Source organism: uncultured Winogradskyella sp. (assembly GCF_947496485.1).
Lineage (GTDB): Bacteria > Bacteroidota > Bacteroidia > Flavobacteriales > Flavobacteriaceae > Winogradskyella.
Map to the genome: position 1 here is coordinate 1,160,933 of NZ_CANMCZ010000001.1, position 19,488 is coordinate 1,180,420.

Genomic DNA, 19,488 nt, shown 5'->3' on the forward strand with positions numbered 1-19,488 from the left:
CTAAAACTTTTTTAGAATATTTATTTGTAAGAAAAAATTCTAAATTTATATTTTAAAGGTTGTAAATCAAAAATTTATGATTAAATTTAAGTGATATTATTACTCCTAATTTTAATCAATCTACTCTATGAAATTTTTGCTCAAGTCTTCGCTACTCCTACTTTTACTAAGTTTGTTTTTTCCTCAAAATGCTAAAGGCCAGACACCTCCAATAGAACCTTCCGAACTGTCTCGATCTGATATTCCTTTTTCTGTAAGATGGTGGAAGCCTAGATTACCTGACGACCAATCAATTACCGATCCTACTAGTTATTGGTTTTATAACCCTAATGCAGTGCTACCTAATGGCTTAAATGGTAAAGCAGATCAATTTTATGCTAACAGATTTCTTTGGACTTACGATGATTTAGATAATGATGATACGACAACAATAAAGTTTCCTCTTAATGCGTCCAATTATGCTACGGTTAGAAGCACTCAGTATGCTATACCACTATATATTGATACTGATAATTTTACTGGCACACCAGAAGAAATAGATTTAGAATTAGGAAACATGATTGCTACAAACCTGTGCGATAGACCTTTACGTAGTATATGGGAAATACAACAAAATTGGTTTGTAAATAGACCGGATTATAATTCATCTGAGTATTTAGACTATCAAATAATACAGGTTAAAAAATTAGTTAATCATGGTAATATTTCATTTCAACAAGATGATTCTGGTGGAAATGTATCCTCAGTTGACTATGGAGGTTCTTTTAGTGCGTCATCTATGACTAAATTTAATACATGGGTGTTAAATAATAATAATGTGCCTACAGAATTACAAAATGAATTATCAAATTATGATGACCTAAAAGACTATCTAAGAACTAAATTATCTTTACCAATTCCTAGTGAAGACCCTGCAAACCCTGACTTAACATTACCTAATCGAGATGATTATCCAGTAGGTGAAGTAGGGGATGATCAATATCAAGCTGCTCTGGATAATTATCAAGCAGCATACTCTCTGTATGACACAACTTGTAATTGTCATTTTGCCGATATCTATGAAGCAACAGAAGATGAAATCAATGATACCAACGTACTGCCTGTTTCGAAATTGAAATATTTTTTTAGAGAATTTCAAAAAGATATGATGATTGATTATTATACCCAATTACATAATAGTATAGATTCATACATATTTACAGAATTTGAAACTCAAGGAACCTATTCAGCAAATAATACAGAACGAAATGAATGGTTAGCACCAGCTTTTGATTTTTGGATTTCAGAGTTGTACCCAAAAGATAATGAGATTGGCTTGGTCTACGATGTTTTTGAAATATCTCGTTTCCTTAGATCTGCATTTTTTGAAGATGACGATTCAAAAAAAGATGTTGTAAGCAGTATTACAGTTGCTAGAACTCAAAAAAAGACCAATAGAACAAGTATAGCTTTGTCATATGCTTCTGGTTTAACTATGATTGCTCCATGGGATGTCTATATTGCTCCATTTGATGGCCCTCAACCCCGTTTTTATGGTGATTCAAATGATTATGATGATCTTTTGTCATTTATAAATTCTAATAATAGTTTATTTGACAATTTTAATATTGTTGAAGAACATAACTATTCGTTTTTAAATTATTATGATGAGGTTCAAAGTGTTTCTGACGTTTATATTATTGATGGTTCAGGTAATTCCGTTGTAGACAATACACGAGACAGAGTAGGCCTTTTGAGAAATAAAAAACTACTAAATATTAGTAATGAATCTAGGGTTAAAATAGGGAATACAGAGTACACAGTTACGCAAACAACAGATGGAAGTATATATGTACCTAAAGGTAGTGTGCAAATTGGAGAACCAGTATATTATGTGAAATTGTATCATGCGAATACTGATAAATATTCCATGTATTTTGACGATTCTTATCGAGTTGAGCGTTCAGCAAATATGCCAGATGTAGATATCACAACAGGTTTTGTGACAAGTGTTCAACCAAGAGTATCACCAGTTGGTAAGACAATCTATTGGACAGATCAGGGTTCATTAGATATACCTGTAGGTAGTATTGTAGGAATTAACGGATCTGAATATACTACAAATGTTGAAACTGGTGTTGGTAACATTTATTTACCATCATCAGCTAATATTAATGTTGGAGATACCGTATGGTATATAATTAATCCTCATGACCCTAATGATCCATATGATGATATTCAAATTTATCCCACAGAAGATAAACCATTTGCTGTAACGTATAGAAATCAGGATAATTATGTAGCTCCTGGAACGGTTAATTGGACAAACACAACCTTATATCCTGATAGGACATTTGTCGTTTGGACAGGCATGGCTCAGCAACCAGATACCTTTAATATTCCTAAAGGAAGCAAGGTGCTCATTAATGATAATTTGTATACAACTGTTGAAAATACTACTAATGGGAGTTTATATTTAGCTTCTGAAGAATATATTCCTAAGAGCACATTTAAAAATGGTGATTCAGTTTGGTATATCAAAGATGATAAAGGAAGTATTATTTATCCCAATAATAAGATCTATAATGATGGAGTTATGCATATAGTGAATTTAGATGATTCACCAACTAAGGTTGCTGTAAAAGTAAAAAAGAACCTATTTCCTGATCACTTTGGTAAAGTCTATTCTCCAGATATAACTACCTTTCAGAACACAGAATACATAGATGCAGGTTTATACCATATTAATATTCTTAATAATAATTTGGATAAATGGGCAATTTTAAAACAAGGCAATGGATTTGGTGGAATTACAGTCCAGAATCTAACAACTAGTAGTGATGAGGTTTTGGTTTATCCTAATCCAAATGACGGAACATTTACAATCAAGCTTCCAGACCAATATACAAATAGCAACATTAATATTTATAATAGTGTTGGATTATTAGTCTATAAAAACTCAGAAGCTACTGCATTAACCAATGTTAGTATGTCAGGACTGTCAAGTGGGATTTATATTGTTCAAATAAAGATGGATGGTGAATACATGACAAAGAAAATAATAATGAAGTAAGAGTGGCATTTTACGATTTATCAAAAGCAGAGAGAAACCTACTAGTTGAAAAAATTAATCAAGAGATTGAAGGTGATTTAGAACAAAGTAGATTAGAAAAGATTACCATGTACTTTTCTGATGAAGACACTTACATTAGGAAAGCAGGTTACTTAACCATTGGTGAAATCTTCTATGCGCAACCTCATTTACAAACTAAAATTCTTTTTACTTTAAAACAGCTGCTAAAATCTGATGACGAATTAATTAGGCAAACTGTAATTAATGCTGCTGGTGAAATCGGAAAATTTCATTTTGATAAAATTCAACATTTTATGGATGCAGGTTTGTTTGATAGACACCACCGTGTAAGAAATGCTGTGATTGGTTCTATCAAAAAAATGAGCGAGCGAAACCCAGTACCAGTTTTGGCTTGGGCTAAAACTTATCTTAAGCATGAGGATAAAGAAATTCGTCGTGAAATTTGCCATGGTATTGAGTTAAGAGGACGCACGCATCCTCAAGATGTTTTACCGCTATTAAAAGAATTAGAATTTGATGAAACTAAGCGTGTTTCTGATACATTAATTCATGTGATTGGTCAAATAGCATACAAAAGAGGTTGTTTGCAAATGGTCGTTAAACATCTCAATACATGGAAAAACAAAAAATTAGTTCAAAGTGCCTTGGATGAAATCGTTGACGTACATAATCGTTATAAAAAATTTGCGATTTTCACACAACAAGAAGCAATTAATTATATTGATGCTAATTATAATCCTTTGTAATTTCTTCCAAAACTTTGTTAAATAATTCTTTTCCATTTTTATCAATAGAAACAAACCAAACATTAGTTTTACAAGTTCTATTAAATACATCTGAATTAGACGAACATTTCTGAATAGTCCCTTTAATTATATAACCTGAATCTACTTTTTCGGCTGAATATCCATATTCGTTGTAAAAATCACCATATGAATTTTGCCAGATTTTCTTTCCTTTTTTATCAGTTTTAATGACAAACATATCATAGTTGCCTTTTCCATAAGAGCTTGTAGAACCTATAATAAGGTAACCATCTTCCGTGGCTAAAATAGAACTTGCCTTATCATAGCTTTTCCCGCCAAATTGTTGTGACCAAATTTCATTACCATTTGTATAATTTTTGGTCAACAGAATTTGTGAAGATAGCCCATCTCTAGAACCGATTGTCGTGACATTGATTGAACCATTTTCGGTTTGGATTTTTGGTTGAAATTTTAAGTTCGTTTTTTTGATGAATTTATTATTTAGTACACGATTTGTTGTGAGAAGAATATCTGTAACTCTATTGAATTGATCGCGTTGAACTTTAAGAATATAATCAAAAACGAGTAGTTCACTTTTATTTAAGACTTCAACCTCTTGATCTTCATCCCAACCATCTAGTGAAACCCATAATTTATTGTCTACCAATTTCAGCGTAAAATCAATCTCTAATTCCTCACTATAATAATCACCTTCGTAGCTTTCTAAGTCAGCAAGTGAAGCTTTTTCTTCAAGTATTTTGCTGTATAAGCTTGCTTTACCTGAAGGATAGAACAATATTAATTCATCGTTAAAGAAACCAACCTTCAATTTAGGGTTATAAGAAATGCTATAAACATTTGGCTTCTCTTTAGTAAGCTCAATCGGATTGTTATTTCCGTTTCTCCATGTCAGTTTACCATTATTAGATTCAATGCGTATGAGGTAATCATTAGGTGATAAATATTGTCCAATTAATTTGCTTTGCCCTAAACTATTTGAAACAGTTTTTAGACGATTGTCATAAGTATCTTTAACCTCTTTTTTTGGTAATAACACTTTAGCAATTTCGTCTGCAATACTGCCACTCCAAAGCTTACTATTATTACTCATTACAAAGATGCTGAGCTTTTCTTCAGGGTAACGTACCGTTTGAGAGTGATATGAACCTGTTCCCCCAGAATGATGAACAGATCTATAATTGAGTCTATCTTCTAACTCTAGTCCAAAACCATAAGTGGTTATTTCACTATTTGGGATAGGCTTCTGGCTATCAATGAGTAATACATCGTTGTTAAATTTTGCATTCTGTATGGCTCGTTCAAAAATCAATTGGTCTTTTAATGTCGTAAACAAAAACCCATCACCATAAAGATTAGTAATCATAGGATATTGCTGCCATACTCCATCTCCCCAATCTGAATAAGGTAAAGCTTGATTAGGTATCACATGCATGTAATTTTTAAGAAATGTAGTATTGTTCATTCCTAAATTCTGGAAGAATTTTTCTGAGTAATCATGAAAGTTTTCTCCAGTTGCAACTTCTATGATTTTTGTTAATAAGGTGTAACCAGAATTACTATACATATACCTTGAGCCTGGTTTAAAGGCTAAATCTTGTTGTTTTTCTAACAACTTTATAGCGTCGTCATTATCTAAGCCTTCTCTTCGCCACCAAGGGTCTTGCTGTATACTCATTAAGTCGTAAAAATCTCTAATACCACTCGTATGATTAATCAAGTGTCTTATTTTAATTATCTCTTTTACGCTTGGGTAAAGTTTAGGCAGATGTTTTCTAATGTCATCTTCTAGACTTAGCTTTTCTTCCAATGCTAAATTTAGGATCATTAAAGCAGTAAATTGTTTGGCCGTTGAAGCAATGTTAGAACACGAGTTGGTATCAATCTTTACATTGTGTTGTAGACTGGCTAAACCCTTATAATTTTCATAAATGATTTTTCCATCTTTAACGATACCTACAAATAATCCAGGTTCATCAGACGTTAGTTTTGAATCGACTATTGAAATAATTTCTTTTAACTTCTCTTGTTGAGCAACGCTAAAAAAGGATGCAAGTAAAAATGATAAGGCAATGATTTTTTTCATGACTATATTTAATAATTCGATACAAATGTGGTGCATTATTGTATGCCAGACGCTTCAAATCTTGATTTGAGACCTCTTTTAAGATAATTTTTCGATATAATCTTTTGGAGAAAGTGATGTGCTCTTTTTAAAAGCTCTATTAAAGGTGGCTTTACTGTTAAAGCCTGAGTCTAAGGCAATGCCTAAAAGTGTTGTGGTATTGTGCTCGCCAGCTTCCAATTTATGCTTTACGGCTTCAATTCTGTAGTGATTTATAAAATCATTAAAGTTCATTTGAAAACCTGAGTTTACTGTAGAAGAAATAACTTTGGTATTTGTATTGAGTGCTAAAGCGACATCAGATAAGTTTAATTTCGGATTTTCATATACTCTATCTTTGGTAAGTAATGCTGATAGTTTTTGTTTCCATTGCTCAATATCATTTTCTTCAGAGATTTCTTGTATTATCTCTTCTTCTTTTTCTTCAAAAATAGTCGCGTCTTTAGAATTAATATCATTAAAAACAGATGCTTTTACAGCATTAGAATATCCATTTAAAGATATATAATAAAAGACAAAAGAGAAAGCAATATAGTGCCAGAACTGACTGCCGAATTCTCCCCAATCTGGGTTAGTGATAAAGAAAACAACACGCAGTATTAGAATTGCAAGAAAGGCAATCATAAAATTTCGAATCCACTGAAATAAGATGCTGTCAGCATAACTCACTTTTTGAAATATTAAGGTCTTATAGCTGTTGTAATAACGTAGACTTAAGATAAGGTAAAATGTCATGGAAATTAGTCCAGTTACCTGATACCAATTAGCTAAGTCCTTGTCTCTACCATCGGCATAGAAATAGTAATCATCCAATACCAACTTATCGGTTACAAAAATAATCAGGCTGTAAATCATATACAGAAAGGCAGGAATAAAATGTTGCCAATCCCTTTTTGAAAGACGAAATGATTTGTTAAGTAAGCTTTGCGTGTAAAAATAAACAATAGGACCAATTAAAAGCACTTGCATAAAAGGAACAAAAAACAAAATCTCTCTGGTGAGCTTTTCTGAATACCAATTAGCATAGCCTAACATATACGGTGTAATGTACATAGCGTACAAAAACAATAAAAGACTAAGCCATTTACTGGATTTATTTTGATTTATAATTCCATTTCTCAATAATAAGAATGAAAAAACAATCCCATGAAAAAAAAAGATAAGAAGTAGTGAGCTTTTTTGTCCAAAACCAAATGGGAAGTTCATTAAAGAGTCAATTTAATTTATAAATTAAGCTATTCTGAATACCAGAATTTAAAAGTAATACTATTTTTCTACTTTAGCGATATGGCACAACACAACGAACTTGGTAAAAAAGGAGAACAATTAGCTGTAGATTTTCTTCTAAAGAATAATTATGAAATTATTGAGCGAAATTACCGCTTTGACAAAGCCGAGGTTGATATTATAGCCTTAAAAGACAATATTCTTGCCATAATTGAAGTAAAAACACGATCTACTACAGATTTTGGGAATCCTCAAGATTTTGTAAAACCAAAACAAATAAAAAATCTTGTAAAGGCTGTTGACGAATACGTTAATGAGAATGATTTAGATATCGAAGTTCGGTTTGATATTATAGCAATTGTAAAAGAAGGGAAAGGATTTATGATTGAGCATCTAGAAAATGCCTTTTATCATTTTTAATGTTCTAGAGTAAGAAAATACTTTCGTAATCAATCCGTTTAATCGAAAAAATTGTCTGATTAATGCTTTTATAAGTAAATTTGATGTACTAATAACCCCAAATTCACACAATTATGAAATTAAGACTACAACACCTACTAAGTCTCCTAATTATCAGTATCATATTTAGCTGCAGTGACAAAGAACCTATAGAAGATGCTGCTTATCAAAATTATTTTGCCGTTACAGAATATTCCATTCCTGAAAATTTATCAAGCAGACCCTCCACATCTGCTGATTATTGTTTTACTGTTGATTTAATTGCAGGTCAGAACATGTATGCAGGAACAGTTACGATATCTAAAACAGAAACGGATTTAATTCTCACTTACAATACTTATGGTGCTTGGACCATCGGAACAACTCACGTTAGTATCGGAGATTGTAATGAAGAATGGGTGCCTTTAACTGGGTCTGGTAATCCTAAGATCGGAAAGTTTGGCCATACAGAACCTCATAGTGAAAACATTAATAGAGTGGTTTATGAGATTAGCTTAGATGTATTACCTGATTATACAGATTTATACTGTTTTGCTGCTCATGCTGAAGTAGAAGGTCCAAACGGAGAAGAAACAGCTTGGGCTGGTGGCGACAATGGTGGTATTGGCGGTATTGGTAGAAGCGCAACAAGTACTAATTCTCAATATGGTTATACGGTAAAAGAATTTGAAGGAAGGAGTTGGGCAACTTATATTGAAGCCTACCAGTGGGCATGTGGAATATGGTAATCTCTATTTTACTTAACAATAATTGAATAAAAGAGTAACAGTGATGTTGCTCTTTTATCTATAAAAATTCATCTCATCCAAATATTCCCAAACATTCTCTGGCAGCATTGGTCGAATATTTTTACCATCTTTTATAGATTTTCTAATAAATGTTGATGACAATTCCATTATTGGTGCATCAACATGATGGATTTTAGGATGCTTATCAAATTGTGTTTCAATTTTACCATCTGAAAGCCTAGGGTAAACGTAAATATGATGATTTTCTAAAATGAGTTCGTAGTTTTTCCACTTATGAAAACTTTTTAAATTGTCTTCACCCATTATGAGAGCAAATTCATAATCTGGAAATTTCTCGAATAAATACGTCAACGTATCTATGGTATAATTGGGCTGTTTTAAGCTAAACTCAATATCACTAGGTCTTAATTTCGTATAGTCTTTTGTAGCGCGGTATACCATTTCTAATCGTTGGTGATTATCTAATAAACTACTTTTCTTTTTAAAAGGACTTAGCGGAGTTACTACAAACCAAACCTGGTCTAAATCACTATACTCAACTAAATGATTGGCTATAGTGAGATGCCCGACATGTATTGGGTTAAAGGTGCCGAAGTACAGACCGATTTTCATTTTATTCCTCAATAAACTTTGAAACTAACTCATATGCATTATCTAAAGCGTCTTCTAAATTAGCATTTACCACAATTTCATCAAAAAGTGGCGCTGTTGCCAATTCGGCAGGTGCTTTTGCTACACGCATGCTTATCTTTTCTTCGCTTTCCTCACCTCTATCTTTAAGACGTCTTACGAGTTCATTTAAATCTGGTGGTTTTACAAAAATAGCAATCGTTTGTTCAGGAAATTTTCTTTTAATACGTAAACCGCCAGAAACATCAATATCGAAAATAACATGTTTGCCTTTTGCCCAAATGCGCTCAATTTCTGATTTTAAAGTGCCATAAAAATTATCTCTATACACTTCTTCCCATTCTAAGAATTCGTCATTTTTAATCTTGTTCTTAAATTCTTTTAGAGATAAGAAATAATAATCCTTAGCATCGACTTCATTGCCTCGTTTTTCTCGTGACGTTGCAGAAATTGAAAACTCTAAATTGAGTTCGGGTTGTTTTAGCAAATGACGAACAATAGTCGTTTTTCCAGAACCAGATGGTGCTGAGAATACGATGAGTTTGCCTTGTTTTTTAGTTTTAATTTCTGACACTGGTAAGATTTTTTAATTTCACACTTAAAGAACATTCAATAATTGTTCCTTAATTTTTTCGAGCTCATCTTTCATTTGTACAACAAGCTTTTGCATTGGTGCATAATTAGATTTTGAACCTATTGTATTAATTTCTCGTCCAATCTCTTGAGAAATAAAACCAAGTTTTTTTCCGTTAGAATCATCAGAGTTTAGTGCTTTTTCAAAATAATCTAAGTGATTGTCTAGCCTTACTTTTTCTTCCGTGATATCAAATTTTTCGATGTAGTAAACGAGTTCTTGTTCAAATCGATTTTCATCTACTTTTTCTTTAATATCTGCAACACCCTTTTCTAAACGTGCTCTTACTCCATCGATACGATCTGGATCCATTGTAATCACTTCTTGCAATAGTCGTCTTAGTGTTTTAATTCTATCTAAAAAATCTTGTTTTAGGATGGCACCTTCGTCTTTTCGGTAAACCACAATTTTGCCAATTGCTTCATTGATACCGTTTGCAATTAAAGCCCATTCTTCTTCATCAATATCATCACGCTCTGTAGTTACAGCATCTGGTAAACGAATTGCCATTTTTAAGAGTTCTGTTGCATCGCCATCAACAACGCCCTTAAGCTGCTTTATATATTCATTAACTACAGTTTTGTTGATTTTAGAGCTAGTGTCTTCACCAGTAATTTCAACATAAAGCGAAAAATCTACCTTTCCTCTTCCAAGATGTTTTGCAATAAGCTTTCTTATGTCTAGCTCTTTTGCACGATACATGGATGGCATGCGAGCATTGAGATCTAAGCTTTTACTATTGAGTGATTTTAATTCTATAGATATTTTTTTAGTTGGGAGCTGAAGTACAGATTTCCCATAACCTGTCATGGATTGTATCATTAAGACATTACTATTTAAGTTGCGCAAAGGTACAAAAAGGAATGGTTTTATGGTTTTAATAAATAGTTTGAAAAGGGTAAAGTAGAGACTTGAGACTTTTATAACTTTGCAATTCTAATTTGAAATGCAATAGATGTATAAAAAACAGTTTGAAATCCGCTGGAGCGATATAGATGCTAATGGTCATTTAGCCAATTCTGCCTATACTAATTTTATGAGTCATGCAAGAATGTCCTTTTTTGGTCAGCAAGGCTTTTCTATGCCAGAAATTAGAAAACATAATGTAGGACCAGTGGTGTTTTATGAGCATATGTACTATTTTAAAGAATCGTTCATTGGAGCACCAATTACTGTTACTATTGAAGTTTCTGGTTTAAGCGAAGATGGAATGTTATTTATGTTTGAACATAATTTTTACAATCACAAAGGTCAAAATTTGGCGTATTGCGAAATGCAAGGTGGTTGGATAGATTTAAAGTTGAGGAAGTTGACAGGCTTGCCAGAAAATTTAATGGAGTTGGCTAATGAGTTTCCAAAATCAGAAAGCTTTAGAATTTTGACAAAAGCTGATACTCGTAAGCATGGTGTACGACCAGAATCTATAAAAGTTTAGAGCGCTTATTTAAAAACTGAATGCTGTTTAAAAGATTTAATTTGAACATTTTTTATAAAAGGCTTCAGAATTTGATTAGGAATATAGCGTTTGTGTTTACAGTAACAGGTCAACGCTTTTGGCTCTGCTCCAAGTGTACTTTTAATTTCAGAGGCTGTTCTACCTAAATTTATTTGGTTTGATTTTGTTTCGATACCTATCCTTACATAATCGTTTAAAATCCTAGGGTAAATGGCAAATTCTTTGTTATTGGAATAATCAATACCTATAAAGTGTGCATCGAGATGAGTTTCGTTTTGCATAGCTGAGAGGAATCCAACTAATTTACCATTCAGGAAATAGCCTTTTACTATAAATTTGTCTTTAAATGTTTTTTTGAGATGAATGTATGTATCGAGATTTAAAATTTGAGCGTTAAAATCAGCATTATCAATAGTATTTTGATATAATTCTTGAAGTTCTTCTTTATGCTTCTCTATGTCTTTCTCAGAAAAGAATTTAGCCTCAAGACACTCACTCTTAGAATCTGCTTTATTCGCTTTTACTCTGTATTTTGATTTTAATGCTTTTTTATAATCCTCAAAAGACTGCCATTCTGGTTTCAAAGTAATAATCATATTAGGCTCTACTTGCATTGCCGCATAATCGTAGGGTTTTAAATGATCTGTGATGTAAAGTGATTCATTTTCAAAATCTTTGATGAATATGGCACTTAATTTTCTTGTGTTCTTTGAGAGTTGCCCAACTGCTTTAGCAATAGCATTAAACGTATCAATTTTATCTTCACCATCTTTTAAAAATGTACCATATTCACCACTCAAAAATACATTTCCACAAAACAATACACCAATGTGATTTCTACAAAACATATTGTTAACCATACGTCTAATTTTATCAGACATTCTAATATTTTTAGTAATGGTTTCTATACCAATCGTAACAATTTGTGTGTTAGCAAAAGCAACAGCTTCTTCGCCTTTTAAAATGAAAATATAATTGAATTCAATATCTGTATTTGCAAGTTCGAAAGCGCTTAAGAATTCTGGTGAATAATAAATATTGGTACAACAATTTACACTATCCCAATAAGTTTGAGGAATAGCATCAACTGTTTTAAAAACTTCTGATTTTAATTGCAATACTAATTAGTTTGTTTAATTTTTACAGTCACAAGGTATACACCTAAAAATATTATAAGCATAGCACCAATTTTTATAGAATCAATAAAATCTACTCCCATTGCAAGTGCAAAAAGTCCGGCAATAACTGGTTGAAGATAAATAAATGTGCCTACAGTAGATGCTTTTAGTTTATTTAACGCTAAAGGGTTAAATAAATAGGTGCCAAAGGTTGCTCCAATAATTACAAACAACACAGAGAATGTAGTATATGGTGTAAAAGTTTGCCATTGTACGGCTTCTAATTCATTATATCCAAACGGAATCAAGATAATTAAACCAAACAAAAACAACCATTTAATAAAAGTGAATGGGTGGTATTTCGCTGTTAATTGCTTTATTAATATGACGTAAATACTGTATGAAATAGCATTTAAGAAAATGAGTAAATTACCCAAAGGTACATTATCGCCAGCTCTTGCAGACTTGCCATAAATGGTTAAAATTAACGCTCCGACTATACCTAATACGACTCCGAATATTTTGAGCTTAGTGACACTCTCTTTTAAAATAATGGAAGATAGTATCAAGATAATAATCGGTACAATTATCATTATAGATGAGGCGTGGATTGGTGAAGTATACTCTAATCCTTTAAAAAAGAAAAGCATATTAACAACAACACCAAAAATGGCAGCTACAAAGAATTTAATGAAATCTTTTTTTTCAATCTTTTGTTTAGGTACAAAAAAACTCAATAACCAAAATAATACTGTAGCACCTGCGACTCTTAACAACACAAAACCAAACGGCTTAATATAATTTTCATTCATTACAGTTTTTGCAATGGTATAGTTAAGTCCATATAATAGCTGCACCATAAAAAGTGCAAAAATGGCAAAGCCTCTACTGTTCATGTATAGCTTGTTTTGCAGCTTCAACCGTTTTTTTAGAATTACCTATAAAAATCTGATTATTGTAAATTATAACTGGTCTTTTTAAGAATGTATAATGTTCTAAAATGTAGCTTTTGAAATCTTCCTCTGATAATGATTTATCTTTTAAACCTAATTCTTTATATAGTCTAGCACGTTTACTAAATAAACTTTCGTAACTGTCTGCTAAGCCTCTCATCTCTTCAATTTGAGCTTTTGTAATCGATTCCGTTTTTATGTCTTGAAGTAGGAATCCTTTAGGTAAATTAAGCTCATTAATGATACGAGTACAGGTATTACAAGTGCTTAGGTAGTATATTTTGTTCATCTTAAAAAGCAATCTATATGTTATGAGATTACAAAGAAACCGTATTTAAAATGAATTTTAAATACATTTATGAAAAATATGAGTAACACAACTCTAAGTGTTACAAAAGGTTTATAATCGATATAATTATTATATTGTAAACACTTAAACTATAGGTATGCAAAGACAATGTCCAGAGTGTGGAGATAAAATTAGAGGAAGAATTGACAAGAAGTTCTGTAGCGATGGTTGTAGAAATGCACACAATAACCGTGTAAACAAGGATTCTAAAAATCTTATTAGAAACACAAATAATAGATTGCGAAAAAATTACAGAATCTTAGAAGGCCTTAACCCAATTAAAAAGACGAAATGCTCTAGAGCCAAACTCATAGAAAAAGGATTTGACTTTAACTATTTTACAAGTATTTATACTACCAAAGCTGGCGCCATTTATTACTTTGTATACGACCAAGGCTATTTACCATTAGAGGGAGACTACTATGCTTTGGTAAAACGTGACGACTAGGACCCTCTTTTAGTTGTACTATTCCAATTTTCGCCTTTAAGCTCTAGTGCTGCTTTTAAAATATCCTTCTGGCTAATTTGCCCAACAAGCTTACCGTTTTCTATGATAGGGAAACGACGTCTTTTGGATTGTAGAAACTTGTTTGCTGCATCAAAAACATCCAAATTACCATCAATAGTTTCTACATTTATGGCCATTCGCTTTTCAACATTATCATGCTCTAAAGGCATATTATAATAACGGCTTTCACTCAATTGCTTTAAACAATCACCTTCAGAAATAATACCTACGAGTTCTTGCTTCTCATTAACTACAGGTCCACCAGAAATTTTGTGTTTAATTAAAGATTCAACAACCTCTTGTACAGATTGATCTGGTCTAAACGTTATAAGATTTGTAGTCATATAATCTTTCACTTTTAATGACGTTGGTGTTGAAGCATTTTGCTGCTTTCGAGCACCTTGAAAACTCTTTATTCCCATAGCGTTAAAAATTTTGTGTTAATCTTAAAGTTACTCAAAATTAATTATCTAGCAAAATCAAAAACCATAAGCTTATATATTGCGTACTTTTATCGCTCATATTTAACCTTTTAACTTGAAAAAACAAATTAGTGTCATTGGTTGTGGTTGGCTTGGGCTTCCTTTAGCTACATTTCTAATTGATGAAGGATTTAAGGTTAGAGGTTCCACAACTTCAGAAAACAAGTTAGAATTATTAAAAAAACATGCCATTGAAGGTTTTATAATTCGCTTAAATGAAGATGGTATTTCTGGAAATTATTCTGAATGTTTAAAAGGAAGTGAAATAGTTATTATTAATATTCCACCTGGTTTAAGACGCAATACAGATAAAAATCATGTCGCCGAGTTATCGCATCTCATTAAAGCAATTGAAGCTCATCGCGTTGAGAATGTACTTTATGTGAGTTCAACTTCAGTTTTTAAAGATGAATCTCATTTTCCGATAATAACAGATTTAACAGCTCCTAACGCAACATCAAATAGCTCTAAACAACTTATCGAAATTGAACAAAAGCTTCAAAATAACTCTAATTTTAATACTACCATTTTGCGTTTTAGTGGCTTATTTGATAAAGATAGGCATCCTGCAAAATATTTGTCTGGTAAAACAGGGGTTTCAAATCCAGATGCTCCCATTAATTTAATACATAAAGAAGATTGTATTCAAATTATCACTGCAATTATAAAAAATCAACTTTGGAGTATAGCGTTAAACGCTTCATACCCAAAACATCCCAACAAAAAAGAATACTATTCTGAGTTTTGTAAACTTCATGATTTGTCCTTACCAGAATTTAATTCAGCAGAAAAAAGTAAAGGAAAAATAATTGATAGCACCAAATTGGTACAGCTTTTGAACTATACCTTTAAACAAGCACCATAGAAATTAATAGATTTTTAAGACCATTTTCTATTAATTTTTATAGTTTTAGCCCTTTAAATTTTTGAAATAACAATCTAAGTACTAATAAACAAGAATAAAATGAAACAGATTACAATTGCAGTTCTTATGCTATTTTCGGTAAGCGTTTTTGCACAGACTAATGCAGATTTGAAAAAACATTACGAAGCATATTACAAACAAATGAAAAAACAAGGTGATATACAAGGTATTATCAATGCCATGACACATCTCGATGTTTTAGAGCCTTCTGTAGCTCGCAAAGACACTTTGGCTTATATATACCTTTCTGAAGGACAATATATGCAAGCTTTAAACACTATTGGAGTAGAAAAAAATGCTACAGATTCTGATATGAATGTTGAAGTAAAAGCCTTAGCATTAAAAAATCTTAATCAGCCAAAAATGGCTTTAGAACATTACGAAGTGCTTTATAAGCGTAATCCAAATGTGTATTTAGCATACGATATGGCCGATATGAAAATTCAGACCAATGATTTGCCAGGCGCAAAACTAAATATAGATTATGCACTAACTAACGTAAAGGATGATATGAAGCGTGCGTTCTATGAGTCGCAACAACCTTATGAAACTTCAATGAAAGCAGCTTTACATTATTTAAAGGGTTTATTGACATTTTCTGAAAATAAAGAAACTAATATCGATGCGGCTCTAAAATTAATGAACGATGCCTTGGCTATTGATCCTAATTTTAATTTAGCAAAAGTTAGTCGACAAGCTTTAGAATCTCAAAAAGCACAGCTAGCAAAACAAACTGCTACTGAAAAAAAGAATTAAAATCTAATTAATTTATAAAAAAAATGGAGCTCACTGAGCTCCATTTTTTTATATAATTGCTTTATTATTCGGCCTTAATTTTATTATAATAATCGTATTCTAATTTTTTATTTATTTGATAATTAAGATTAGAAAATGCTACTAGCACCTCTTTAACACTTTGCAATTTATCAGCTCCATCTATATTATCTAAGGTTAAGTTTTCATTTAATTTTAAAAGCATAGTTTCTAAAATTGCCGTTCTAGATATAATAGGATTGACAAGAAACTGCTTTGGAGTTGCTGTTTTAAAATCGTTAATAAACTCTTTCAATTCTTCCTTATCACTATTAAAAAATGATAAATCAGCCTTTTTTAAATAGCTAATTTGAATTGCCAGTTCTTGATAGTTTTCCCATTCGGCAATTGCATCTTCGCTTTCTGAACTAAGCGCATAGTCCTTATATTCAAAATTCTCAATAGCTTTTTCAGTAATAATTGGTTTTTGATTCGTTTTTTCCGTCTCTACAACTTCCACAGTGCTTTTATCGTCACCACAACTTAAGAAGACAAAACAAAATATACTTAAAACGTAAAATCCAATTTTCATGAGTTACTTATTTGCTTGTAAATATAATTAAACTATTATTTTGAAATTCTATTATATAAACTCAAGAATTATTTCATTGTAAACATCGCAACAGAATGGTGTTTTTTCTAAAAAATTTAATATTAATACAGCGAAATTCTTGCTATTTTTGCGAATAACCTAATTTAAATAAATGTCTTCAAAAATATTAATTATTGGTGCCTGTGGGCAAATAGGAACTGAATTAACTACAAAACTTAGAGAAATTCATGGTGTAACTAATGTTATTGCCAGCGATATTAATACTAGAAATTTAGATTTGGTTAATTCTGGGCCCTTTGAAATTATAGATGCAAAAAATTATAATGCCATTAAGGATTGTTGCTTGCAAAATAATGTAAAGACTGTTTACTTAATGGCTGCATTATTGAGTGCAACTGGCGAAAAGTACCCAATGGAAGCTTGGGATTTGAATATGAATTCCTTGTTCCATGTGCTCAATTTAGCAAAGCAAAAAACTATAGATAAAATTTTCTGGCCAAGTAGTATTGCTGTTTTTGGTCCCACCACACCTAGTGAAAATACACCTCAACACACTATTTGCGAACCTACTACGGTTTATGGTATTACTAAACAAGTGGGTGAACGTTGGTGCGAATACTACCATAACAAATATGATGTAGACGTGCGCAGCATACGTTATCCAGGTATTATAAGCTATAAGGCTATGCCTGGAGGTGGTACTACCGATTATGCTGTAGAAATTTACCATGAAGCTATAAAAACAGGAAAGTATGAGTCTTTCTTATCTGAAAACACAAGCTTACCAATGATGTTTATGGAAGATGCTATAAAAGCAACTACGAAAATTATGGAAGCACCGGCTGAAAATTTAACTATACGCTCAGCATATAACCTCTCCGCAATCAGCTTTACTCCAAAAGAAATTTTTGAAAGTATTAAAGCTAAGATGCCAGAGTTTTCTATGAGTTATAAGCCAGATTTTAGACAAGCCATTGCAGATAGTTGGCCATCCTCAATTGATGATAGTGTTGCAAGAAAGGATTGGAATTGGCAGCACGATTATAATCTAAAGGAAATGACTTCTGAGATGCTAAAACAATTGAGAAAGAAGTATAATTCATAAAAAAACAAAAAAACCGATACTTTCATATCGGTTTTTTTTGCTCCTTCTCTTGGGCTCGAACCAAGGACCCTCTGATTAACAGTCAGATGCTCTAACCAACTGAGCTAAGAAGGAATATCTTTTTTCGCCTTAGCGAGCGCAAATATAAAATTATTTTTAATCTCTACAATACCAAACTTCAATTTTTTTGAAGTAAAATTATTTGGTTACTGCTTTAAAAATATCATTACCATTAGCAAATAACACTAGTGCTATTAAAATAAAGAATCCCACAATTTGAGCACGCTCTAAGAATTTTTCACTTGGTTTACGACCAGAAATAATTTCATACAGTAAAAACATAACATGTCCTCCATCTAAAGCTGGAATTGGCAATAAGTTTAAGACCGCAAGCATTATAGATAAAAAGGCTGTTAGTTTCCAAAAAGCTTCCCAGCTCCAAAAATCTGGAAATATATCATAAATGGCCTTAAATCCACCAAGACCTTTATAAGCTCCTGTCTTTGGGTTAAAAATCGCCTTAAGTTGAGAAAAATAGTTAACTATTGTAGATTTAAACTTACGTCCACCAGCTGCAAAACTTTCGCCAAAACTATATTCTCGTCTGGTAACATCGTAGTATCCAAGCTCAGTAAAACGCTTAGCATCAATGAGTCTAAAAATATTCAGCTTACCTTCTTGAGAAACGCTTAATTCTCTTGTCAGGGTACTCTCATCTCTTAATATTTCTGCCCTGACCTTTTGTCCTTTAAGATCTTTTAATTCAGCTTCAAACTCATCAAAATAATCAAGCTTTTTACCGTTTAGACTTAAGATAACATCACCTCTTTGTATATCGGCTGAAGCATTAGCCGAAGAATCTGGTACAGACTCTACAATAAAAGGATAGCGGTATCTAAACAGATTTCTACTCCCTTCATCAGATAATTGCCCTAAAAAATTCTCGGGAAGATCAATGATTTTCTTCTCTCCTTGTCTATCAACAGTAATTTGTTCAGCACCAATAATATACTGACCTATTTCAGAATCTTTTTCAATGGCTTGGTCATTAATTGCTAATACTTTATCACCTGTTTTAAACCCAGAATCTAAAAGTACTTGGTTCTCAACCAAATAACCGCCTTTTAAACTATCTATCTTTATATCAGTATCACCATATACAAATGATACAAATACAAAAATTACATAGGCTAAAATAAAATTAACCGTTACACCACCTAACATAATAATAAGACGTTGCCATGCAGGTTTAGAGCGGAATTCCCAAGGTTGTGGCGGTTGTGCCATTTGCTCCTTATCCATACTCTCATCAATCATTCCTGCAATTTTCACATAACCACCAAGTGGTAACCAACCAATACCATATTCGGTTTCTCCAATCTTCTTTTTAAATAGTGAAAACTTGACATCAAAAAAGAGGTAAAATTTTTCGACTTTAGTTTTAAAAAGTTTTGCAGGTATAAAGTGTCCTAACTCATGTAATACAATAAGTAAGGATAAGCTTAGTAAGAATTGGGATATTTTTATTACAAATTCCATGTAGTCATTTTCAAATTTCGATTGAC

At 32.0% G+C, this 19,488-nt stretch carries 20 protein-coding genes and 1 tRNA gene; 9 read left to right on the plus strand and 12 right to left on the minus strand.

Going from position 1 to position 19,488, the window contains the following annotated elements:
- The first annotated feature begins 127 nt into the window (after positions 1-127).
- Together Q0822_RS04900 and Q0822_RS04905 are read left to right on the plus strand one after the other, a co-directional pair.
- Positions 128-3,052 carry a T9SS type A sorting domain-containing protein gene (locus Q0822_RS04900; protein ID WP_299120874.1) on the plus strand — a complete coding sequence of 975 codons (2,925 nt, stop codon included), beginning with the start codon at positions 128-130 and terminating at the stop codon, positions 3,050-3,052.
- Between the two features lie 2 nt (positions 3,053-3,054).
- A complete protein-coding gene (locus Q0822_RS04905) occupies positions 3,055-3,819 on the plus strand; it encodes a HEAT repeat domain-containing protein (RefSeq protein WP_299120877.1) in 765 nt (254 codons plus the stop codon).
- Here the strand turns inward: Q0822_RS04905 and Q0822_RS04910 are convergent.
- Together Q0822_RS04910 and Q0822_RS04915 are read right to left on the minus strand one after the other, a co-directional pair.
- The gene (locus Q0822_RS04910) at positions 3,800-5,923 is read right to left on the minus strand and encodes a serine hydrolase domain-containing protein (RefSeq protein WP_299120879.1); all 2,124 of its coding nucleotides are present in this window, start codon (positions 5,921-5,923) and stop codon (positions 3,800-3,802) included. The genes Q0822_RS04905 and Q0822_RS04910 overlap by 20 nt on opposite strands.
- A 78-nt stretch (positions 5,924-6,001) precedes the next feature.
- Positions 6,002-7,168 (minus strand): helix-turn-helix domain-containing protein, encoded by a 1,167-nt coding sequence (locus tag Q0822_RS04915; RefSeq protein WP_299120903.1) that lies wholly within the window; start codon positions 7,166-7,168, stop codon positions 6,002-6,004.
- An 81-nt stretch (positions 7,169-7,249) separates the two neighbouring features.
- Between Q0822_RS04915 and Q0822_RS04920 the strand changes: the two genes are divergently transcribed.
- On the plus strand, positions 7,250-7,609 hold the full coding sequence (locus Q0822_RS04920; RefSeq protein ID WP_299120906.1) for a YraN family protein: 360 nt from the start codon (positions 7,250-7,252) through the stop codon (positions 7,607-7,609).
- A gap of 113 nt (positions 7,610-7,722) precedes the next feature.
- Complete coding sequence (locus Q0822_RS04925) at positions 7,723-8,376, plus strand: hypothetical protein (RefSeq protein WP_299120909.1); 654 nt, start codon at positions 7,723-7,725, stop codon at positions 8,374-8,376.
- 54 nt (positions 8,377-8,430) lie between these two features.
- Here Q0822_RS04925 and nadD read toward each other — a convergent pair whose 3' ends face one another.
- From nadD to Q0822_RS04940, 3 genes are read right to left on the minus strand one after another with little or no spacing between them, the layout of a single operon-like run.
- Complete coding sequence (nadD, locus tag Q0822_RS04930; RefSeq protein ID WP_299120911.1) at positions 8,431-9,009, minus strand: nicotinate (nicotinamide) nucleotide adenylyltransferase; 579 nt, start codon at positions 9,007-9,009, stop codon at positions 8,431-8,433.
- 1 nt (position 9,010) lies between these two features.
- Positions 9,011-9,601, minus strand: coding sequence for a guanylate kinase (gene gmk, locus Q0822_RS04935; RefSeq protein ID WP_299120914.1), 591 nt, complete (start codon positions 9,599-9,601; stop codon positions 9,011-9,013).
- A 24-nt stretch (positions 9,602-9,625) separates the two neighbouring features.
- The gene (locus Q0822_RS04940; RefSeq protein ID WP_299120916.1) at positions 9,626-10,483 is read right to left on the minus strand and encodes a YicC/YloC family endoribonuclease; all 858 of its coding nucleotides are present in this window, start codon (positions 10,481-10,483) and stop codon (positions 9,626-9,628) included.
- A 133-nt stretch (positions 10,484-10,616) separates the two neighbouring features.
- On the opposite strand from Q0822_RS04940, the gene Q0822_RS04945 reads away from it, so the two are divergent.
- A complete protein-coding gene (locus Q0822_RS04945) occupies positions 10,617-11,096 on the plus strand; it encodes an acyl-CoA thioesterase (RefSeq protein ID WP_299120919.1) in 480 nt (159 codons plus the stop codon).
- A gap of 5 nt (positions 11,097-11,101) precedes the next feature.
- On the opposite strand, the gene Q0822_RS04950 is transcribed toward Q0822_RS04945, so the two are convergent.
- The 3 genes from Q0822_RS04950 to Q0822_RS04960 are packed head-to-tail and all read right to left on the minus strand — an operon-like array spanning position 11,102 to position 13,477.
- A complete protein-coding gene (locus Q0822_RS04950; RefSeq protein WP_299120922.1) occupies positions 11,102-12,235 on the minus strand; it encodes a hypothetical protein in 1,134 nt (377 codons plus the stop codon).
- Between the two features lie 2 nt (positions 12,236-12,237).
- Positions 12,238-13,131, minus strand: a complete 894-nt coding sequence (locus tag Q0822_RS04955) for a DMT family transporter (RefSeq protein WP_299120925.1) — start codon at positions 13,129-13,131, stop codon at positions 12,238-12,240.
- Positions 13,121-13,477, minus strand: coding sequence for an ArsC/Spx/MgsR family protein (locus tag Q0822_RS04960; RefSeq protein WP_299120928.1), 357 nt, complete (start codon positions 13,475-13,477; stop codon positions 13,121-13,123). The genes Q0822_RS04955 and Q0822_RS04960 overlap by 11 nt, the downstream gene beginning before the upstream one ends.
- Before the next feature lie 157 nt (positions 13,478-13,634).
- On the opposite strand from Q0822_RS04960, the gene Q0822_RS04965 reads away from it, so the two are divergent.
- On the plus strand, positions 13,635-13,985 hold the full coding sequence (locus Q0822_RS04965) for a hypothetical protein (protein WP_299120931.1): 351 nt from the start codon (positions 13,635-13,637) through the stop codon (positions 13,983-13,985).
- Here the strand turns inward: Q0822_RS04965 and Q0822_RS04970 are convergent.
- On the minus strand, positions 13,982-14,467 hold the full coding sequence (locus Q0822_RS04970) for a CBS domain-containing protein (protein WP_299120933.1): 486 nt from the start codon (positions 14,465-14,467) through the stop codon (positions 13,982-13,984). The two genes, Q0822_RS04965 and Q0822_RS04970, sit on opposite strands and share 4 nt — an antisense overlap.
- Positions 14,468-14,582: 115 nt before the next feature.
- Between Q0822_RS04970 and Q0822_RS04975 the strand changes: the two genes are divergently transcribed.
- Positions 14,583-15,392: an NAD(P)H-binding protein gene (locus Q0822_RS04975; protein WP_299120936.1), complete on the plus strand. Its 810-nt coding sequence runs from the start codon at positions 14,583-14,585 to the stop codon at positions 15,390-15,392.
- 99 nt (positions 15,393-15,491) lie between these two features.
- Positions 15,492-16,208: a hypothetical protein gene (locus tag Q0822_RS04980; RefSeq protein ID WP_299120938.1), complete on the plus strand. Its 717-nt coding sequence runs from the start codon at positions 15,492-15,494 to the stop codon at positions 16,206-16,208.
- A gap of 64 nt (positions 16,209-16,272) precedes the next feature.
- Here Q0822_RS04980 and Q0822_RS04985 read toward each other — a convergent pair whose 3' ends face one another.
- Entirely contained in the window at positions 16,273-16,797 is a 525-nt protein-coding gene (locus Q0822_RS04985; protein ID WP_299120940.1) for a hypothetical protein, read from the minus strand.
- Between the two features lie 172 nt (positions 16,798-16,969).
- Between Q0822_RS04985 and Q0822_RS04990 the strand changes: the two genes are divergently transcribed.
- Positions 16,970-17,923, plus strand: coding sequence for an NAD-dependent epimerase/dehydratase family protein (locus Q0822_RS04990; RefSeq protein ID WP_299120943.1), 954 nt, complete (start codon positions 16,970-16,972; stop codon positions 17,921-17,923).
- A 40-nt stretch (positions 17,924-17,963) separates the two neighbouring features.
- Here the strand turns inward: Q0822_RS04990 and Q0822_RS04995 are convergent.
- Together Q0822_RS04995 and rseP are read right to left on the minus strand one after the other, a co-directional pair.
- A tRNA-Asn gene (locus tag Q0822_RS04995) sits at positions 17,964-18,037 on the minus strand.
- 84 nt (positions 18,038-18,121) lie between these two features.
- Complete coding sequence (gene rseP / locus Q0822_RS05000) at positions 18,122-19,462, minus strand: RIP metalloprotease RseP (RefSeq protein ID WP_299120946.1); 1,341 nt, start codon at positions 19,460-19,462, stop codon at positions 18,122-18,124.
- Positions 19,463-19,488 lie beyond the last annotated feature (26 nt).